Genomic DNA, 21,285 nt, shown 5'->3' on the forward strand with positions numbered 1-21,285 from the left:
ATTAGATCATACTAAAAAGATTAAAAGGCGCATCCATATCAGACATAAATGAACCAATTAAATAAAGAAGAAAAGCTGCCCCTACCAATCCATCTATACGATCCATAAAACCACCATGTCCAGGCAATAAAGAACTAGAATCTTTAACAGAAAACCGTCTTTTGAGCCATGATTGCCCTAAATCACTCAATTGTGAAACAATTGACAAAACAAGTGTAAGGAGTGGCACAAAAAAACTGGCTAAATTTATATCAAAAAATCCAAAAGCAACCCATATACCACCGAAAACTCCGACAAATGTACCACCAAGTGCTCCTGACCATGTTTTATTAGGAGAAAATTGTGGTGCTAATTTAGGGCCCCCTAATGCACGTCCGATAAAATAACCACCGATATCTGTTCCCCACACTATCGTAAATAAGAAAATAACAACTTGGAACCCCAACATTTCATGATCCCGTAGAAAGCATAAAGCAACAACAGGAAAAGATGCATATAAAAAACCACAAAAAACCCAACCACTCTTTTTTATAGATATAATAGCTAACACTGTAGCTAAAACGATTAAAACACAAAAAATCAATGAAGCAGATACACTCAATACTAAAAAAAAGCCAAAGATTAAATAAAAGATACTTGCTAATATTTTTTGTAAAATACACCATTTCTCTTTAGTAATACTCATCCACTCATAAAGAACAAAACCGCCAATACACCATACAAATAAAAAAAAGAAGTTTCCTCCCAACCATGTTAGATACAACGCAATAATGCCAAAAACAAAAGCTGTCAGAATACGATAAACCAAATTAGACAAAACAACATCCAAACAATAAAAATAGAAAATACAAGCTCTAAAATTAACGCAAGAAAAACTCCCCTACGCAGTATTTTTATCTCATACCTGTATAATTTCTCTTATAATTTATCATAAATAATTCAGTCTACTAAGATAGCGCTTATGAAACTAATAATCAATGAAAACAGCTTCAAAAATCTCCGTCAAAATTATAAATATTTTTTTAATATTTTCTCAAATATAAAATGAAAAAGCAGTTACCTCTGCCCCATACAAATTAACTAATATAGGTTTCGTATAAAAACACTTTTCTATCAACTATTCGTCATTAAAAAATGAATTACGCCACATAACATCTGCTTGATCAATTATACTCACATGTTTTATAATGAGAAATAAGAGAAAGGTTAGACTTGTTTTTTTGCATTATATTCTTTCCTCAACCTTCATCTTAGAATATTTGAATAATTTCTAATAATGCTTTCATTATGCATTTTAACAAAGACGTGCTCAACTAAAAACCCGCACCATGCTGTTAAATAGTGTCTCCCAGCAAAGGGCATGATTTATCACGCAGACTAAAAAATAAAAACATCTGCCCTTTCAAATCAGTCTCTCCCATATCAAAATGATAGAACACCTTCCTGCATCACACCTTGCTACCACAGAGCACACCACTCCCCACAATTATCCCTAGAAACAATTTACAGGCTGGGAGTAAATATCCTTTTTCTAGTGACAAAATCGTCTTAAACGTGCATAATTTCAGATTCTTTTACGGCTAAAATTTTATCAATATCAGCAATAGTTTCATCCGTGAGTTTTTGAACTTTTTCAGACAAACTATGGGCTTCATCTTGTCCAATTTCACCATCTTTTTCTAACTTTTTCAAATTGTCCAGACCATCCCGACGAACATGACGTGTAGCAACACGCGCTTGCTCTGCATAGTGATGCGCAATTTTTACAAGTTCTTTACGGCGCTCTTCATTCAACTCAGGCAAAGGAATACGTAGATTCGTACCATCAGTTATGGGATTTAAACCAAGACCAGAATCGCGAATAGCGCGCTCTACAGCTCCGACCATCGTTTTATCCCATACAGAAACAGAAAGCATCCGAGGTTCGGGAACAGAAATATTAGCAACCTGATTGATATGCACAACAGAACCATAAGATTCAACGGTCAACGGCTCTAATAAACTGGCCGATGCACGTCCAGTCCGCAAACCACCTAATTCATGTTTAAAAGCCGTAATGGCACCATCCATGCGACGTTTCAGATCATCCATAATTGATGTAACATTCATATTTCTGTCTCCTTCAATTGTCCTTTGAAGCTTACCCTTATTCCGATACTATTGTAAAGCGTCCTGTTCCATTCAAGACCTTAGCCAAACCGCCTTTTTCATGAATGGAATACACAATAATCGGTACATTGTTCTCACGTGCTAAAGTGACCGCCGTTGAATCCATAACAGATAATCCCCATTGCAAAACTTCAACATGTGTTAATTGGTCAAAACGCTTAGCCGTAGGGTCTATTTTTGGATCTGCTGAATAAATACCATCAACTTGTGTTCCTTTAAGAAGGACATCCGCACCAATTTCTGCTGCACGTAAAGTAGCAGCAGAATCAGTGGTAAAAAATGGATTTCCTGTACCACCTGCAAAAATAACAACTTTTCCCTGATTCATATAAGCTATTGCTTTACGTTGCGAGAAGCTTTCACAAATTTGTGGCATAGCAATCGCAGAGAGTACAACAGTTTCAACCCCTAATTTTGTCAAAGATGTTCGCAATGCTAAAGAGTTAATAGCAGTTGCAAGCATTCCCATATGATCACCTGTCACTCGGTCCCCACCATGCGAAGCAACAGCAACGCCACGAAAAATATTTCCCCCACCGATAACAACCGCAACTTCTATCCCCATTGTGCGCACTTCTGCAATATCAGCGGCAATACGGTCTACAACAGAAACATCAATGCCAAAATTCTGCCCTCCCATAAGAGCTTCACCAGAAGCCTTTAAAAGAATACGTTTATACGGAAGTGCTAATGCCATTAATAATCTCCCCAAAAGCCCATTTACTTTTTGCTTTTGACATCACGAAGGGCACCACTTTTTTCACGTGACGCCCTCTCAACAATTACATTGTTCCCCTCAGAGATTCTACAACCAATGATATGACTTTAAATCTCTGATCAAGAGTTTGCAATAACTAGCCTTTTACAGCAGCAGCAACCTCTGCAGCAAAATCAGACTCCTCTTTTTCCACACCTTCACCTAATGCAAAACGAATAAAGCCTGTAATTTTTGCTGGGGCACCAATTGATTTCTCAGCATCCTTTAGAGCGGCCTCAACAGTTATATCAGGATTCATAACAAAAGCTTGAGAAAGCAAAACAACCTCTTCAAAAAACTTACGCATACGTCCTTCTACCATTTTTTCAATGATATTTTCAGGTTTTCCAGACTGACGCGCTTGATCTGAAAAAATTGCTTTTTCTCGCTCAACAGCAGCAGCATCAACATCTTGTGCTGTAAGTGCTAATGGATTGGTTGCCGCAATATGCATCGCGACCTGCCGACCAAAAGCAAGAGCAGCTTCCTTATTTCCTGTTGTTTCAATTGCAACCAAAACACCAAGTTTTCCAAGCCCATCAGCCACACTATTGTGTATATAAGTCGCAACAACACCATTCTCAACAGACAATTTAGCGGAACGACGAAATGTCATATTTTCGCCAATTGTACCAATTGCATCTTTAATCGTAAGCTCTACAGTCTTCTCAGAACCTGGATAAAGAGAAACAGAAACAGATTCAACATCCCCTGGCGTATCTAAGGCAGCAGTTGCTACTTTACGCACGATGTCTTGGAATCCATCATTGCGCGCAACAAAATCTGTTTCAGAATTAATCTCAACCAAAACTGCATGTGAATCTTTTGATACGACTCCGATTAATCCCTCAGCTGCTGTACGACCAGCCTTTTTATCTGCTTTAGCTATTCCTTTTTTACGAAGCCAATCAACAGCAGCTTCCATATCACCATTGGTCTCTGCTAGGGCGGCTTTACAGTCCATCATACCAGCGCCAGATAGTTCTCGAAGTTCTTTTACTTGTGCAGCAGTAATGCTCATATTTGCCTCTTTATTTTATAACAGTGAAAGCGTGCAAAATCCCTCTGCACGCCTATAACTTCTTCTTTAGACAATAAAAGTACCTTAATTAGGCATTTTATATTATTCAGAAACTTCTGAAACTGCATTTTCTTCCAAAATAGGCTCCACAGGTGCATCAACTTGAGCTCCTAAATCGATACCCATTGCTCCTTGCTGGCGTGCAATACCATCAAGAGCAGCACGGGCAAAAAGATCGCAATAAAGAGAAATTGCACGTGAAGCATCGTCATTACCTGGTATTGGATGTGTTACGTCATCGGGATCACAATTGGTATCAATAATAGCAATCACTGGAATACCTAAACGCTTTGCTTCTTGGAGTGCAATATTTTCTTTATTCGTATCGATAACAAAGATAAGATCTGGAACAGAACCCATATCTTTAATACCACCAAGCGCACGATTAAGCTTTTCACGATCACGTTCAAGATTTAAACGTTCCTTTTTAGTAAAGCCTTGCGCTTCAGCAGCAAGAATTTTATCAAGCTTCCGCAAACGATGGATCGAATTGGAAATCGTTTTCCAGTTTGTGAGCATGCCGCCAAGCCAACGTGCATTAACGTAATACTGAGCGGAACGATTCGCCGCATCTGCGATAATGTCAGATGCTTGTCGTTTCGTACCAACAAAGAGAATACGACCACCACGCGCTACAGTATCTGAAACAAGTTTAAGTGCTTGGTGTAAAAGTGGAACAGTCTGAGCAAGGTCAATAATATGGATATTATTACGCTGACCATAAATATAGGGAGTCATTTTGGGATTCCAGCGATGAGTCTGGTGACCAAAATGCACACCGGCTTCTAAAAGCTGGTGCATAGTAAAATCGGGTAGTGCCATAAATCTTATCCTTTCCGGTTCAACCTCCGCGGAAAAAGCAGGAAGACCTGCTACCGGCGGATGCTTGCTAGAAGTTTCTCACAGATCATTTGCAAACACCCAGACTCCGCGTGTGGAATAGCGCAAACATACTAATATTTGATTCTTTTTCAAGTTATTTTCTTTAATCATTTAATATTTGCATTTTCACATTGATTAAGATCTTTTCCAAGTTCCAAGAATTCGAGACTGTTCAATTTTGCACGCACTGAAAAAGTTCCATAATCTATATGAAGATCACGCATGACACCATTCTCATGTAAGAGAAAACTGCTACGATAAACCGGCAAACCATCTTTATTTTCTCCATCATCAAAATAAGAAATTGTAACAGGCCAATATTCTTCTTCATCCAATTTTCTTACTTTTTCCGTTTCGCTATCAGATAAAAGCGTCTTCTTTTCCCCTATGACGATACTTTCTTTTATAACTTTATCTGCTTTATTTGTCCCATCAAATACAGTAACATTGTAAAAATGATCTCCTGCTTTTGCATGGCGGATAATATTTTTTAGTTGCATCATTGGAAATTCAGCCATTGCAAGCTTATACTCTTTTTCCTTTGGCTTTTTTAAGGTAACTGTGATACCATCTTGCGTACGCTCCGCAACCCCCTCGGCACGATGCACAACCTCTTCTCCCTCTTGATCTGTAATATTAAAACGAAATGTACGGCTGTCTCCTGTTTCATAACTCGTCGTCTGTTGATCCGTCAAACGTACTGGCATATCTTCAATGTGAACACGGCTAATGAAACGAAAACGTGTGCTATAGCCTTGGCATGCCGAACCAGTAAGCTCGTAAACCATTCGTCCTGACATCGCAGAAATTGTCATTTCATGAGAAACACTATCGAGATGAAAATCATAAATTGCTCGATGAGGCACAATAAAAATGGGCTCTTCAGCTCTCGCAGTACATAAAAAAACAATATATAAAATTATTATAAATAATGATCTAATCATTCCCAACTTCCGAACTTTATCCCCGTTGCATAACATCATACAATAAGGCAAAAAAGGTTAATTTCTCAATTAACCACACATTTTCTTAAATCAAAAAATAGATTATGCAATGAATATATTATAGAGCAGCTATGGAGTTAAAATTATGACCAATATGATTGAAAAAAACTTAGAAAAATTCGGAATCACTCTTCCTGAAGTAATCTCCCCCCTTGCCAATTACATCACCACTTCACAAAGTGGCAATCAAATCTTTATTTCTGGACAACTCCCTCTTATTAATGGAAAACCAATAGCCATCGGTAAAGTTGGTGCAACTGTGAATACCGAACAAGCCCAAAAAGCATCTGAAGCTTGCGCTCTCAATATTCTCGCGCAACTCAAGGCAACTCTGGGTGACTTAAATAAAATAAAACGTGTGGTCAAAATTACTGTTTTTGTGGCTGTAGATTCTCATTTTACCGATATTCCTTTTGTTGCCAATGGAGCTTCTAATTTATTCGTCAATATCCTTGGTGAAATTGGAAAACACGCCCGTTCTGCTATTGGTGTTGCCTCTCTTCCTATGGATGTTCCTGTAGAAGTTGAAGCCATTATAGAAATCTAAACCTTCATTAAGACAGTGCATTATCCTAAATATAACTGAAGTCAAAATACTTCTTTGTCTTACACTCTGATAAACCTTGCATTTTTTCGTTTTTAAATTAGAATCTTAAACTTACGATAAAAGGAAATATTTGTATGAAACAAGCTTATGACAATAACAATATTTTTGCTAAATTGATTCGCAATGAAATCCCTTCTGTTCGTGTCTACGAAGATGATGATGTTATTGGATTTATGGATATCATGCCACAGGCACCAGGTCATACGCTGGTCATTCCTAAAAAAGGCTCTAGAAACTTACTTGATGCAGATCCTGAAACATTATTTCCTGTTATTAAAGCTGTTCAAAAAATTGCAAATGCTGTCAAAAAAGCCTTTCAAGCAGATGGCATAACTGTCATGCAATTTAATGAAGCAGCTAGTCAACAAACCGTCTATCACCTTCATTTTCATATTATACCACGTATGGAGGGAATAGAGCTTACCCCTCATAATGATATGGTAACGCCTCCAGAAATACTTGAAGAGAATGCAAAAAAAATTCGTGCAGCTTTATAACACACTCTTAAGTTGTTGTACTTTTTTTTCCTACACGTTTTTTTGTAAAGTTTTCCATTTTACTTTTCTTTGAACTTACAGATATATCGGAAGATGAAATTTCTAACTGTAAGCTTTCTTTTTTACCATTTGATTTTTGTGTCAATACGCGAACGGTCCCACCATTGCGTAACTTTCCAAATAAAATTTCATCAGCTAATGGCTTTTTAATATATTCTTGTATAACACGCCCTAATGGGCGTGCTCCCATCTGAGAATCATATCCTTTATTAGAAAGCCATAAAGTTGCAGAAGGGCTTAATTCAAAACAAATTCCCCGATCAGCTAATTGTGCTTCAAGCTGAAAAATAAATTTTTGCACTATCTGATTGATGATTAAATGAGATAAAGGTGCAAACGGAATAATTGCATCTAACCGATTACGAAATTCTGGTGTAAATAACCGATTGATTGCTTCTATATCCTCACCATCACGATGTACTTTCCCAAATCCAATAGCTGATTTTGCCATATCTGAAGCACCAGCATTGGTTGTCATAATCAAAATAACATTGCGGAAATCAATTTTCTTACCATTATGGTCTGTTAATCTACCATAATCCATTACCTGCAATAAAATATTAAATAACTCTGGATGCGCTTTCTCAATCTCATCTAGCAATAGAACTGCGTGAGGTTTCTGATCAACTGCATCTGTAAGGAGACCTCCTTGATCAAACCCTATATAACCTGGAGGTGCTCCGATTAAACGTGCTACCGTATGCCGTTCCATATATTCTGACATATCAAAACGCAATAATTCAATACCTAAAGATGATGCAAGCTGTTTTGCAACTTCAGTTTTTCCTACACCTGTTGGTCCTGAAAATAAATAACTTCCTATTGGTTTATCCGGTTCGCGTAAACCTGCTCGCGCCAATTTTATGGATGAAACTAAGACGGAAATTGCCTGATCTTGACCATAAACAACATGTTTGAGTTCTCTTTCAAGCTTACTCAGTATCTTCTGATCATTCCGAGAAACTGTTTTTGGTGGAATTCTTGCAATTGTAGCAACAGTCGCTTCAATTTCTTTAACACCTATACTCTTCTTGCGTTGTTTTTGTGGCAAAAGCTTTTGCGCTGCGCCACTTTCATCAATAATATCAATTGCTTTGTCAGGTAACCTACGGTCAATTATATAACGTGAAGATAATTCTACAGATGCCTTCATCGCCTGATCTGTATATTTAATCTGATGAAAATCTTCAAAGTAAGGCTTCATCCCCTGCAAAATCTTAATCGCATCTGTAACAGAAGGTTCATTAATATCAATCTTCTGAAAACGACGCTCTAAAGCACGATCTTGTTCAAAGAATTTGCGATATTCTCTGTAAGTCGTCGAACCAATACATCGCATAGTTCCAGAAGATAACACAGGTTTCAAAAGATTTGCTGCATCCATATTTCCCCCTAATGTCGCTCCTGCTCCAATTAAGGTATGAATTTCATCAATAAATAAAATAGCATCTGGATACAGCTCAAACTCTTTAATAACTTGCTTTAAGCGTTCTTCAAAATCACCGCGATAACGTGTACCTGCAACAAGTCCCCCCATATCAAGAGAAAATATTGTTGCATTTGATAAAACTTCAGGCACTTGCCCATCAACAATACGCTTTGCCAACCCCTCAATTATAGCTGTTTTCCCTACTCCAGGATCACCAACCAAAAGCGGATTGTTTTTTGACCTTCGACATAAAATCTGTATCATGCGTGAAATTTCTATTTCACGGCCAATTAATAAATCAATTTTTCCATTACGTGCTTTACAATTGAGATCAACACAATAATTCGTTAAAGCACTTGTTCCTCTTTCACCATTATCCGAAATCTGCTGATCTAATTGCTCTTCAAGTCCTTCAAGTAACATGGATAACCCATCATCACGCGTGACACCCTGTGAAATAAAACGTACAGCATCGTAGCGTGTCATTCCCATCTCTTGAAGAAAATATGCTGCATGGCTTTCACGTTCAGAAAAAATTGCAACAAGAACATTTGCCCCCGATACTTCATCTTTTCCAGCTGATTGTGCATGAATCACCGCACGTTGGATAACACGCTGGAAAAAAGCTGTAGGCTTTGTATCCTCATCAGCTCTAATCTGTTCATCTAACTCTGAGCGAAGATAATTGGTTAAGCGCTCTCGCAATTCCTCCACATCTACTTGGCAAGCCTGAATAACGGAATTTGCATCGGCATCATCTAACAGCGCAAGTAGAAGATGCTCTAGTGTTGCATATTCATGCCGTGCTTGAGTAGCAATTGTTAATGCACGATGCAAAACCTCTTCAAGACTAGGTGTAAAAGATGGCATAGCTCCTCACTTCCCTTCCATTACACATTGTAACGGATGTTCATTTTGACGCGCACATTCCCTCACTTGTAATATTTTCATTTCAGCGACTTCATAAGTGTAAGTCCCACATTCTCCTATCCCATTGTGATGAACATCTAACATTATCCGCGTTGCCTCTTCGAAACTTTTTTTAAAAAAGTTCTTCAAAACGAAAACAACAAAATCCATAGGTGTGTAATCATCATTAAGCAAAAAAACTCGACATAATTTAGGTTTTTCGAGTTTTTCTCTAGCCTTAGGCATTATAACCGCACCATGCCTACCTTCATCCCAATTCTTGCCCTTTTCATTATGCATAATATGAGCTATAGAGTTTATTATGAGCATCTGTCCCATTATCGTTTTCCATGCAGCACATTTTTATTAATTTTAAATTCTTTCATAACTATTGCAATACCTGTTTGTATTAGAAAAAATTTTCCCTCTATGGTTAGACTTCAATCACTCACTCATAAAATAACTTCTGTAAACAAATTAGTAATACCATTCGTCTAAACTGCATCAATAAATTACAGAAAAGGAAGCTTTATAGAAGTTTTTTAGGATAAATGGAGAAATAGGATACTGCAAGTGTATATTAATTATCAAAAAATTATGCGCTACTGTAAAACAATAGCAATTTCTTTTGTTATGTTAGCTTTTTCTTACTGTTGGGCATCCGCCACACCTCAAGGCGCCTATCCTGATAAGTATGCGGCTATTGTTATAGATGCTACTACGGGAAAAACTTTATTTCAAGCCAATGCAACACTGAAACGTTATCCTGCTTCTTTAACAAAAATGATGACATTGTACTTACTCTTTGAAGCTATGCAGATGCGTCGTGTGACACCAAATACACCAATTCCTGTTTCTCATTATGCAGCAATGCGTCCACCGACAAAAATTGGGTTTAAAGCAGGCCAAACAATTTCTGCTGAAGCAGCAGCTAAAGCGCTCATTACAAGATCCGCAAATGATGTTGCTGCTGCCATTGCAGAATATCTTGGAGGTAGTGAAAAAAAATTCGCTCAAATGATGACAGTAAAAGCTCGTAAACTTGGCATGAAACATACACATTTTGCAAATGCTTCAGGACTTCCGGATATGCACAATTATTCTACAGCACGAGATATAGCGACTTTGTCATTAGCTTTACGTAAACATTTTCCCAAACAATATAAATTGTTCAAAACAAAAAGTTTTAATTTTCGTGGACATAAAATTAATAGCCACAATAAACTTGTTAAAATAATGAAAGGTGTCGATGGAATTAAAACAGGCTACACACAAATGTCAGGTTCTAATTTAGCAACTTCGATGCGTCTTGAGGGGCGCTCTATTGTCGCTGTTGTTATGGGAGGTAAATCATCTACTGCACGTGACGAGCATATGGCTAGCTTATTGAATCAATATTTGCCCAAAGCAAGCCAAATGAAAAGTGGTGAACGTTTAATAGCTTCTGTACGCTATCACTTACCCACTGGCGCCAATACTCCTATACCGACCATTAAAGATGATTCAAGTAATTTTGACGATGAAATTTCGACTATGTTGACAGCATTTGCAGAACAACCTAAAAACTCCAATATCGCAATAACGGCTGTCAATAAGGTAATTATACCAATACCGAACCCTCAAAAAACTACACCGGTTGAGACTCATAAAATTGTAACAGCCTCTTTATCCGAAAATGCCGGATGGGCTATCCAAATTGGTTCTCTTCCTAGTGAAGAACAAGCAAAAACTCTACTTTTAAAAGCAAAAAATACAGCTTTTTCCACTTTAAAGCACGCATCTTCACACATGCAACTGTTTGAAAAAAATGGGCAGCGTTATTACCGAGCGCGCTTTACAGGGTTTCAATCAAAAAAAGCTGCATTTGATGCTTGTTCTACATTAAAGAAAGCAAATTTTAACTGCTATACTGTAGCCTACTAAAAGTTTTTGAATTCTGCATTAAGGATAGTATTATGACAGATAATGCTTTTGCTTCATTCCATAAAAAAGAAGTTTTATTGAAGCAATCATCCCTCCTTTCATTGCGTTCTCTTCACGATGCTGCCGCAAAACTTACTGGTTTAAAATATAATCCGACTGCATTAGATACACAGTCTCTTGTTAACCTTCTCATTTGCCAAACAATGCGCAACCGTCGTCTCATAATGCCTCCTGTACGCATTCATTTACGTGTTGCGAGCCAAACTGGTAATGTGCCTATTAAAATCCGTTTAGGAGCAACAAATATTTAATTCTACAGACCCTCTCTAAAAAATTATTTTATTATTAACCATTATCTACAGCCTTAGAAAACCTTTTGATAAACATACTTTTTTCTTAAATTGTTGAATTTTCTGACGGCTTTTCCAACTATCCAATATCTCCAAGCTTTCAATAAAAACATTGTTAAGGACATAAAAATACCCAATATTTTTCCACTTTTGGATTTAATATAAAAAATTATCCTTGATATCTTTCTGGAAAAAATGAATAGCTTCATTAGATGAAAGCTTATCATTTGATGGGATTATTGTAAAAGTTCAATAAAGAAAATCCCTCTTAATAACGCTCCCTATACAACATAAACGCTGTAAAAAAAAACAATCTCACTCCTCTTACTTGTATTTATGTCAACAGGCACAGCAAATTGGAAAATACAAATACTATCGATAAAAAAACGTAAACAAATTATCAGATTAAATATTATGATAACGATTTCCATAAGATTTTAATTTATAATTATAATTTATTTTTTGCATATTGAACAAGAGATTTTCGTAAAATAATCTTATTTTACTTCTTATCTTGAATCAGTCAAAATCGCTCGCTTGCTCATCACAAGCAAAATTAGCATATAAACCATTTAAAAAAGGAATCAAAATATCCCTTATGAATCATTTCAAGTACTAGGATCTTTTGTAACATTGAAAGTTGAAAAAAAGGATGATAGTGCTGGTTTTCTCCCTTTATAAATAAAGATGCTAATACTCTATAGCTTTTATACCATTCATGGAAAACTTACATTATATTATTCATATGCAAGATACTGATTTATAAAGATAATTAATTATTTTGTATGTTAGATGAGAATCTCGAATATCGTAAGATTCTCTCATTTAAAATCTGTTTATGTTGAATCAATCAAAACCGTCTCTTGCATGTTATGAGCGAGATTAGTGTGTAGCGTGAAACTGTACCAAAAAGACTAAAAATGCCTATAATGAACCGTTTCAAATGCCAAGTGCTTTAGTTCCCCTGTACAGAGGGGGGGGCTGGCAAAGTGCGTAACCATGCCAGCGTACTTCTTTTTATTAAGCATAAAGATGGAGACAGCTCAATGGATTTACCGTTATATCATTCACAGGTGCCATCGCGAAATGAGCTTGGGAGCGTTGTGAGACATTTTTTTAAAACGAACTCACGAACGTGTCACACGATAATGTTCTATCGTGTGCATTCTATTCTCATGAGAATTTTTATAAATATTTCTTAATGTATACGTTATTATTTATTTTAATTTTTTTGTCGGTACAAAATTTATAAATAAAAAAGATATTTCCGATATATCTCTTAATTATTGTAAATTAGTGTTTTTTTCAAGGCATTTTTACCATACTAGGTAGAAAAAAACTTCACTTTTAAAAAATTAAAACCTTTAAAATTCTACTTTCTTCATCATAATTATTCAGACTTAAAACAAATTTTCCTTGGATACTCAGGCATAATCTTCCATTACTTAAAAGATATATGGCTATGGAAACTTTTTAAAGCCATAAAACCCAGCTAAAAATAATGGCAGATTGATCACTAATTTTACTTTACGCTTTCTTATTTTTTCCAAATTAAACTTTTTTCCTATTTTAGAGACAAATCAAACAGATGTAGAACACTCTCCCCTCCAAGCTTGCATGAAAAAGCTATTATTCGTTAAGAAAACACTGAATCATCTCAGATTTATTTCAAACTACTGCTGCATTAAAGTGGAATTTTGATTTATAAGGAACAAAAAACATAAGCTTTATTAGGAAATACGATCTCTCTCCAAAAAGTCCAGTTATGGATTGAAAAATGTTCCAGCTCTTAACAAGATATCGCATTGACTGCAAGACCACCTTTACTTGTCTCTTTATAGCGTTCACTCATATCATGACCAGTCTGGCGCATTGTTTCTATACAAGCATCAAGAGAAACAAAATGATCTCCATTACCATATAATGCAAGAGAAGAAGCCGTTACCGCCTTAACAGCTCCCATTGCATTACGCTCAATACAAGGCACTTGTACAAGACCTGCAACAGGATCACATGTCATTCCCAAGTGATGTTCAAGCGCAATTTCTGCCGCATTTTCAATTTGAGCTGGTGTTCCACCTAACGCTGCAGTCAACCCTGCTGCGGCCATTGAAGATGCCGTTCCAACTTCACCTTGACACCCAACTTCTGCACCAGAAATAGAGGCATTATGTTTGATAACACCGCCTATAGCTGCTGCCGTTAATAGAAAATTATGTATTCCCTCTCGATCTGAATCATCATTAAACTGAAGATAATAACGCAAAACGGCTGGGACGACACCGGCTGCTCCATTTGTTGGTGCTGTAACAACACGACCACCTGCTGCATTTTCCTCATTGACTGCTATAGCATACACCGAAAGCCAATCATTTGCCCAAAGTGGATAATTGTAATTTTTCTTTTGTTTTTCCAAAAGCGTTTCATGCAGCTTTTTAGCGCGCCTTAGAACACGCAATCCACCAGGCAACTCACCTTCTTGTGAAAGACCTCTATCAATGCAATTTGTCATCGCTGAAAAAATTTCATCAAGCCCTACATCAAGAGAAGAACGCTCTATCTTTGTTTCTTCATTTAAGCGCTTCATTTCAGCAATTGAAAGTCCTGATTTTTCTGCCATTGATAACATTGTACAAGCAGAATCGAATGGATATGGTACCTCAAATGCTTCTGGTTGTATATTATCATTCATATGGCTTAATTCATCCTCAGTCACAACAAAGCCACCACCGATAGAATAATAAATCTGCCGCAACAGAACATTCCCATCAGTATCAAGTCCTTCAAAGGCTAGTCCATTTGTATGTCCAGGGAGGATTTGCTTTCGTTCAAAAATAAGATCACGTTGCACATCAAACTGATAAGCGGGATGACCTTCTGGTTGCACTTTTTTTTCACGTATAACTTTTTTTAACAAAAACCCCATGCTATCAGGATCAACAGTAGAAGCTTTTTCTCCTAAAAGTCCTAATATGATAGCTCTATCTGTTGCATGACCAATACCCGTGAAAGCTAAAGAACCATAAAGATAAACACGTATACGAGAAACTTGAACATCAGACGACTGAGAAAAATCTCCTATCTTTTGCAAAAACATATTAGCAGCAGTCATTGGTCCCATCGTATGTGAGCTAGAAGGACCAATCCCAATTTTAAAAAGTTCAAAAACAGATAGAAACACGTATCACCTTAAACTATAGTACAGCTTGAGCATATATGCTTTTTCATAACGTTTCTTCCGTTTAAAATCAAATTGCGAGATAAACTAAAAAAATGACAACAATAAACACGAATGTCGCTCGTCTTGCTACCACCCAACACTTTCTTTCTATAGTGTTTTCCATTAGCCAACCTTTAAAACGGACAATGCCCCTAGAGTCACTACTCCCAATGTTCCAAACGTAGTAAAATAAGTGTTAATATGCAATATTAAAATTCAATAAGGATGAGAAATCTTATCGGAAATATTTTTCATAATGCACTAAGTTCTTCAAAACATATGCTTAATTGTATAAAATATTTTATGGGTATGTTTCAATGAAACGTACAAATTTTTCTAACGATTCTCGTTCTGTCTCAAAATTGTTTTCTGGAGCACTCATATCGCGATAACCAAGTGCCATACCACAGATAATATGGCGATCAGAAGGAATAGATAAAAGCGTACGAATCTGTTTATGATAATCAGCAAAAGCAGCTTGAGGACAGGTATCTAATCCAAATCCACGTGCAGCTAACATAATGGTCTGCATAAACATACCCAAATCAAGCCAACTCCCCATTTCCATGTCGTGATCCATTGTAAATAAGAGTCCTACAGGTGCATCAAAAAATAAAAAATTTCGCGCCTTTTGATGAAGTATTTTTTCTTCATCACCTTTTTGAATTCCAAGACTCTGATAAAGATCCAAACCAACTTTTCGACGCCTTGAAATATAAGGCTCACGCCACTGACGTGGATAATAACTATATTCACGCTCTCCTTTTACACCTGAAAGCACAAGTTGTGAAAGCTCTTGCCCTACTTTCTGTAATACACTTCCTGTAAGCACAATTACTTGCCACGGCTGAATATTTGTTCCAGATGGTGCACGTGCTGCAAGTTTTAAGATTTCTTTGATTGTTTCCAAACTAACTGGCTGATCAGTAAAAGCGCGAATTGACTTTCGTGACAAAATAGATTGAAAAACACTCATAGGAGAAACTGTCATTGTTTTTACTTTCTTTATGAAAAATAGTTTTTTCTTATCAAGAATAATATACTGCGAAAATACCTTTGCAGCTTTTTCAAACACTCTATTTCTTTAAATGACTTACACATTTCACGCAGTGGTAAATATTCCCCTTAGAGACGGTATAATCTATCTCTTTTAAGAGAAAGAAATTAGTCTAAAAGAAGACAAAATAAATTTATAATCAATGACTACCCCCCAACTCCGCGAAGCTCTCAAAAGAACTCTCTTCAATTCGTTCTAAATCCTGTAGAAGATCATCAACATCATGCTGCATCTGCTTTAAATCAGTTCGTTTTTTATGAATTCCTGCAATTAATTTCTTAAGCTTTTTCTCATCATCAGGTGGTTTTCCAACCATTGTCAACATATCAGATATTTCAGACAACGAAAATTTTACTCTGTTAGCATACAGGATTTGTTTTAACTTATGACGATCCGTTTATGTATAAATCCGTGTACTTCCACACCGAAAAGGGATAAGAAGTCCCTCTTCTTCATAGCAAAGTTCGAGCTATTATTGAAAACTCACGTGTTAATTTTCCAATTGAATAATATTCGTACATTTTATTATTCTGTCTGCATAGATCACATTGTTATAAGAAATATGTCTATTTTTTATATAACTTAATAAACACCCCAATCTCTACTTTCCTGCATTCTAATTTATAAGAAAATACATTTTATCGTACAAGCATTGTATAGTAGAGAATCAATTATTTTTTAGATTACAGAAAAGACTATTGATCTTTCATTATAAGTCTTTTTAAAGCTTTATAGAAGATATCAATCAAAAAATTTCCTCAAATTCAAAATCAATCATTATTTGATTTGTAGATAATCAACTCTTTTCCTTGAATATGATTTTTGAGTTTCACATATTTGGGAAAAAACTTTCTATACTGCTTTTAGAAATTAAGAAACTTTAAAATAAAGTAACAAAAAAGATAAGCATCATTACAAAACAATAAGCTACTAAAGATGTTTAAAATAACTATCGCCTTATAATTTTTGATATTTTTCAAGAAAATATACAACTTCTGTATTTCGAAATAAAAAAACGTCTGAACGTTCTATTCAGACGTTTTTTATTATGTGATGTTGTATTTAAATTATTCAGCAACGGCCCCAGTTGTCATATTTGTCAACATAGCCTTAGCCACTTCGTTATTACTAGACTTACGCTGCTCATCTACAATCAAATCATCACGAACTGCAGCAATACGACGGATTTGAGAAATTGTACCACCCGTACCTGCTGGAATAAGACGACCGACAATAACGTTCTCTTTAAGTCCTTGCAAAGTATCAATTTTACCAGAAACTGCTGCTTCAGTAAGAACACGTGTTGTTTCCTGAAACGATGCCGCCGAAATGAAAGAAGGCGTTTGAAGAGAAGCTTTTGTAATTCCAAGAAGAATGGGATTACCAGATGCAGGTTTCTTACCTTCTGCAATCAAATTATCATTGATTTCATCAAGTTCAATACGATCAACATTATCACCTGGAATATAACCAGAATCTCCAGATTCAGTAATTTCAACTTTTTGCAACATTTGACGAACAATCACTTCAATGTGCTTATCATTAATAAGAACTCCCTGCAAACGATAAACCTCCTGAATCTCATTAACAAGATAAGATGCCAAAGCTTCAACCCCCTTAATCGCCAAGATGTCATGAGGTGCTGGATTACCATCAAGGATATAATCTCCCTTTTCAATTTGATCGCCTTCTTGGAAGTGGAACAACTTACCTTTTGGAATCAAGTATTCTACTGCCTCAAGAGTTTCATCATTTGGTTCAATAATGATACGACGTTTATTCTTATAACCACGGCCAAATCGAATTGTACCACTAACTTCAGCAATAATCGCATGATCCTTTGGACGACGCGCTTCAAAAAGCTCAGCCACACGAGGAAGACCACCCGTAATATCTTTCGTCTTGGCACTTTCCATTGGCAAACGAGCAATAACATCACCAGCCTTAACATGAGCACCAAGCTCAACAGAAAGAATAGTTTCCACTGACATCATATAACGGGCTTCACCTCCCTTATACAATTTAGCAATGGATTCACCTTCTTTATCCGTGTGAATAATAATAGCTGGTTTAAGATCCGCACCACGTGGATTAGCGCGCCAATCAATCACCAAACGCTTCGTAATACCCGTAGATTCATCAGCTGTTTCAGTGACAGATAAACCATCAATCATATCTTCAAAACCCACATAGCCTTCAACTTCCGTTAAAATTGGACGTGTATAAGGATCCCATTCTGCTATACGTTGGCCACGTTTAACCACATCACCATCATCAACAAAAATATGAGCACCATAGCTAACACGATGTACAACGCGCTCTTTTCCTAACTCATCCTTGATAAGGATAGCCATATTACGCCCCATAACAACCAAATGGCCTTCAGAGTTACGAACTACATTACGATTACGAATCTCCACCTTACCTTCATAAGATGCCTCTAAATACGATGAATCAACAACCTGCGCAGTTCCTCCTAAGTGGAAAGTACGCATAGTAAGCTGTGTTCCCGGCTCACCAATGGATTGAGCAGCAATAACACCAACGGCTTCTCCCTGATTAACAGGTGTTCCACGCGCCAAATCACGACCATAGCATTTTGCACAAACACCAAGACGTGTTTCACATGTTAATGCAGAACGAATTTGAACAGATTGAATCCCAGCTGCTTCAATCTTCGCGACATCAGCTTCCTCAATCATTGCTCCACCTTCAAGGATAACCTCTCCAGAGACAGGATGTAGAATATCAACAAGCGCTGTACGACCAAGAATTCTTTGCCCAAGGGAGGCAACAATTTGTCCTGCATCAACAATCGGCTGCATGGTAAGCCCTTTTGCGGTACCACAATCAACTGCTGAAATAATAGCATCCTGTGCAACATCAACAAGACGCCGTGTTAAATAACCAGAGTTCGCCGTCTTTAACGCAGTATCAGCAAGTCCTTTACGTGCACCATGCGTGGAATTGAAGTATTCATTAACAGTTAGACCTTCTTTAAAATTTGAAATAATGGGTGTTTCAATAATTTCACCCGATGGTTTTGCCATTAATCCACGCATACCGGCCAATTGTCTCATCTGGTTAGCAGAACCACGAGCACCAGAGTGCGACATCATATAGATAGAATTCATCGGCCGTTGACGACCTGTTTTAGGATCAAAATCGACAGCTTGAATACGTTTCATCATTTCATCTGCGACGCGATCTGTACATTTACCCCAAGCATCTACAACCTTATTGTATTTTTCACCTTGTGTAATCAAACCATCATTATATTGCTGTTCGTACTCCTTAGCCAAAGCTTCTGTTTCTGCGACTAAACGCGACTTACTATCAGGAATAACCATATCGTCCTTACCGAATGAAATTCCTGCACGACAAGCATAAGAAAAGCCAAGCTGCATAATACGGTCACAAAAAATAACCGTCTCTTTTTGTCCACAGTGCCGATAAACATGATCAATCATTTTAGAAATGTTCTTTTTCGTCATCTCTTGATTGACAATATCAAATGAGATATCCGCACTTTTTGGCAAAAGCTCACCGATAATCAAACGACCAGGTGTCGTATCATAAAGTTTAGAGACTTCTTTTCCATCCTTCCCCATATTCTTAACACGGCCTTTAATCTTCGTATGAAGCGTTATAACCTTATTTTCCAAGGCATAATGAAGCTCACCTATATCAGAAAAGGCCATTCCTTCACCTGGTTCTTTTTCAGAAACAATTGAAAGATAATAAAGACCAAGAACCATATCCTGTGAGGGAACAATAATGGGAGCACCATTTGCCGGATGAAGAATATTATTGGTGGACATCATCAAAACACGGGCTTCAAGCTGTGCTTCAAGAGAAAGCGGCACGTGAACCGCCATCTGATCACCATCAAAATCTGCATTAAAAGCAGTACACACCAGTGGATGAAGTTGAATAGCTTTGCCTTCAATTAAGATAGGTTCAAAAGCCTGAATCCCCAAACGGTGCAATGTTGGCGCGCGGTTGAGTAAAACAGGGTGTTCACGAATAACCTCATCCAAGATATCCCAAACTTCTGGATGTTCTTTTTCAACAAGCTTCTTTGCCTGCTTTACCGTTGATGAATAGCCTTTTGCATCAAGCCGCGCATAAATAAAAGGCTTAAATAATTCAAGAGCCATTTTTTTGGGAAGACCACATTGATGCAATTTTAATTCAGGACCCGTCACGATAACAGAACGCCCCGAGTAATCAACACGCTTCCCAAGTAAGTTCTGACGAAAACGTCCTTGCTTGCCCTTCAACATATCTGATAAAGACTTAAGAGGACGTTTATTGGCTCCAGTAATCACACGCCCACGCCGTCCATTATCAAACAATGCATCAACAGCTTCTTGTACCATACGCTTTTCATTGCGTACGATAATTCCAGGAGCTCGCAATTCAATCAGCCGCTTCAAGCGGTTATTACGATTAATAACACGCCGATAAAGATCATTCAGATCTGATGTCGCAAAACGCCCACCATCAAGCGGAACCAATGGACGCAAATCCGGTGGAATAACCGGAATTGTTTTCATAATCATCCACTCTGGCTTATTTCCAGATTCAAGAAAATTTTCAACGATTTTAAGTCGTTTAATCAATTTTTTCTGCTTTAACTCTGAAGTTGTTTCAGCTAATTCAAGACGCAAATCATTAGCGATTTTATCTAACTCCATACTAGCTAAAAGCTCGTAAATAGCTTCAGCGCCAATCATAGCTGTAAACTGATCTTCTCCAAATTCATCAATAGCAAGCATATATTCTTCTTCAGAAAGAAGCTGATGGAGCTTAAGAGATGTTAACCCTGGTTCGGTTACAATATAATTCTCAAAATAAAGAACCCGTTCAATATCTTTTAAAGTTAAATCTAAAAGTGTAGAAATACGACCTGGTAATGATTTAAGAAACCATATATGCGCAACGGGTGCCGCAAGTTCAATATGCCCCATACGCTCACGACGTACGCGCGAAAGAGTAACCTCTACACCACATTTTTCACAAATAATGCCCTTATACTTCATGCGTTTATATTTGCCACATAGACATTCATAGTCCTTAATAGGGCCAAATATACGTGCACAAAAAAGACCATCACGCTCTGGTTTAAAAGTCCGATAATTAATCGTCTCAGGCTTCTTAATCTCACCATACGACCAGGACAAAATTTTCTCAGGACTCGCAATAGAAATACGAATAGAGTCAAATGTCTGCGCTGGCGCTTGAGGATTGAAAAGATTCATGACCTCGTGGTTCATGCTGTTCTCCTTCAAAGATTCTTAGAACCTGTTGTAATATCTCATTTATTTTATAACAGAT

General features: G+C 37.1%; 16 protein-coding genes. 4 read left to right on the top strand and 12 right to left on the bottom strand.

From position 1 onward, the window contains the following. Position 1: 1 nt before the first annotated feature. The 6 genes from ACFINM_RS06360 to ACFINM_RS06385 all read right to left on the bottom strand — a co-directional run bounded on the left by ACFINM_RS06360 (position 2) and on the right by ACFINM_RS06385 (position 5,833). Positions 2 to 817 carry a phosphatidate cytidylyltransferase gene (locus ACFINM_RS06360; RefSeq protein ID WP_375613469.1) on the bottom strand — a complete coding sequence of 272 codons (816 nt, stop codon included), beginning with the start codon at positions 815 to 817 and terminating at the stop codon, positions 2 to 4. A gap of 731 nt (positions 818 to 1,548) precedes the next feature. Continuing rightward, positions 1,549 to 2,109 carry a ribosome recycling factor gene (frr, locus tag ACFINM_RS06365; protein ID WP_273790667.1) on the bottom strand — a complete coding sequence of 187 codons (561 nt, stop codon included), beginning with the start codon at positions 2,107 to 2,109 and terminating at the stop codon, positions 1,549 to 1,551. Positions 2,110 to 2,146: 37 nt separating this feature from the next. Further along, positions 2,147 to 2,866 carry a UMP kinase gene (pyrH, locus tag ACFINM_RS06370; RefSeq protein WP_273790666.1) on the bottom strand — a complete coding sequence of 240 codons (720 nt, stop codon included), beginning with the start codon at positions 2,864 to 2,866 and terminating at the stop codon, positions 2,147 to 2,149. 157 nt (positions 2,867 to 3,023) lie between these two features. Next, the gene (gene tsf / locus ACFINM_RS06375; RefSeq protein ID WP_375630041.1) at positions 3,024 to 3,947 is read right to left on the bottom strand and encodes a translation elongation factor Ts; all 924 of its coding nucleotides are present in this window, start codon (positions 3,945 to 3,947) and stop codon (positions 3,024 to 3,026) included. A 102-nt stretch (positions 3,948 to 4,049) separates the two neighbouring features. After that, entirely contained in the window at positions 4,050 to 4,829 is a 780-nt protein-coding gene (gene rpsB, locus ACFINM_RS06380) for a 30S ribosomal protein S2 (protein WP_273788135.1), read from the bottom strand. Positions 4,830 to 4,996: 167 nt separating this feature from the next. Next, on the bottom strand, positions 4,997 to 5,833 hold the full coding sequence (locus ACFINM_RS06385; protein ID WP_375620783.1) for a cell envelope integrity EipB family protein: 837 nt from the start codon (positions 5,831 to 5,833) through the stop codon (positions 4,997 to 4,999). A 145-nt stretch (positions 5,834 to 5,978) separates the two neighbouring features. Here ACFINM_RS06385 and ACFINM_RS06390 point away from each other — a divergent pair, with 145 nt between their 5' ends. Together ACFINM_RS06390 and ACFINM_RS06395 are read left to right on the top strand one after the other, a co-directional pair. Continuing rightward, the gene (locus tag ACFINM_RS06390; protein ID WP_375620782.1) at positions 5,979 to 6,440 is read left to right on the top strand and encodes a RidA family protein; all 462 of its coding nucleotides are present in this window, start codon (positions 5,979 to 5,981) and stop codon (positions 6,438 to 6,440) included. Positions 6,441 to 6,574: 134 nt separating this feature from the next. Further along, a complete protein-coding gene (locus ACFINM_RS06395; protein WP_375607220.1) occupies positions 6,575 to 6,997 on the top strand; it encodes an HIT family protein in 423 nt (140 codons plus the stop codon). 7 nt (positions 6,998 to 7,004) lie between these two features. Here ACFINM_RS06395 and clpA read toward each other — a convergent pair whose 3' ends face one another. Together clpA and clpS are read right to left on the bottom strand one after the other, a co-directional pair. Continuing rightward, positions 7,005 to 9,356, bottom strand: coding sequence for an ATP-dependent Clp protease ATP-binding subunit ClpA (gene clpA, locus ACFINM_RS06400; RefSeq protein ID WP_375630043.1), 2,352 nt, complete (start codon positions 9,354 to 9,356; stop codon positions 7,005 to 7,007). Positions 9,357 to 9,362: 6 nt separating this feature from the next. Then, complete coding sequence (gene clpS, locus ACFINM_RS06405) at positions 9,363 to 9,734, bottom strand: ATP-dependent Clp protease adapter ClpS (RefSeq protein ID WP_375640928.1); 372 nt, start codon at positions 9,732 to 9,734, stop codon at positions 9,363 to 9,365. A 234-nt stretch (positions 9,735 to 9,968) separates the two neighbouring features. Between clpS and ACFINM_RS06410 the strand changes: the two genes are divergently transcribed. Continuing rightward, complete coding sequence (locus tag ACFINM_RS06410) at positions 9,969 to 11,318, top strand: D-alanyl-D-alanine carboxypeptidase (RefSeq protein WP_375640929.1); 1,350 nt, start codon at positions 9,969 to 9,971, stop codon at positions 11,316 to 11,318. Positions 11,319 to 11,350: 32 nt separating this feature from the next. After that, positions 11,351 to 11,629, top strand: a complete 279-nt coding sequence (locus ACFINM_RS06415) for a hypothetical protein (RefSeq protein ID WP_375640930.1) — start codon at positions 11,351 to 11,353, stop codon at positions 11,627 to 11,629. Between the two features lie 1,828 nt (positions 11,630 to 13,457). On the opposite strand, the gene ACFINM_RS06420 is transcribed toward ACFINM_RS06415, so the two are convergent. The 4 genes from ACFINM_RS06420 to rpoC all read right to left on the bottom strand — a co-directional run bounded on the left by ACFINM_RS06420 (position 13,458) and on the right by rpoC (position 21,224). Next, a complete protein-coding gene (locus tag ACFINM_RS06420) occupies positions 13,458 to 14,849 on the bottom strand; it encodes an L-serine ammonia-lyase (protein WP_375640931.1) in 1,392 nt (463 codons plus the stop codon). Positions 14,850 to 15,189: 340 nt separating this feature from the next. Then, complete coding sequence (locus ACFINM_RS06425; RefSeq protein WP_375612167.1) at positions 15,190 to 15,879, bottom strand: nitroreductase; 690 nt, start codon at positions 15,877 to 15,879, stop codon at positions 15,190 to 15,192. Positions 15,880 to 16,084: 205 nt separating this feature from the next. Continuing rightward, the gene (locus tag ACFINM_RS06430; protein ID WP_375640932.1) at positions 16,085 to 16,288 is read right to left on the bottom strand and encodes a hypothetical protein; all 204 of its coding nucleotides are present in this window, start codon (positions 16,286 to 16,288) and stop codon (positions 16,085 to 16,087) included. A 724-nt stretch (positions 16,289 to 17,012) separates the two neighbouring features. Next, positions 17,013 to 21,224 (bottom strand): DNA-directed RNA polymerase subunit beta', encoded by a 4,212-nt coding sequence (gene rpoC, locus ACFINM_RS06435; protein WP_375613463.1) that lies wholly within the window; start codon positions 21,222 to 21,224, stop codon positions 17,013 to 17,015. Positions 21,225 to 21,285 lie beyond the last annotated feature (61 nt).

Origin of the sequence: Bartonella sp. AA168HLJHH (genome assembly GCF_042197365.1) — a bacterium.
GTDB lineage: Bacteria > Pseudomonadota > Alphaproteobacteria > Rhizobiales > Rhizobiaceae > Bartonella.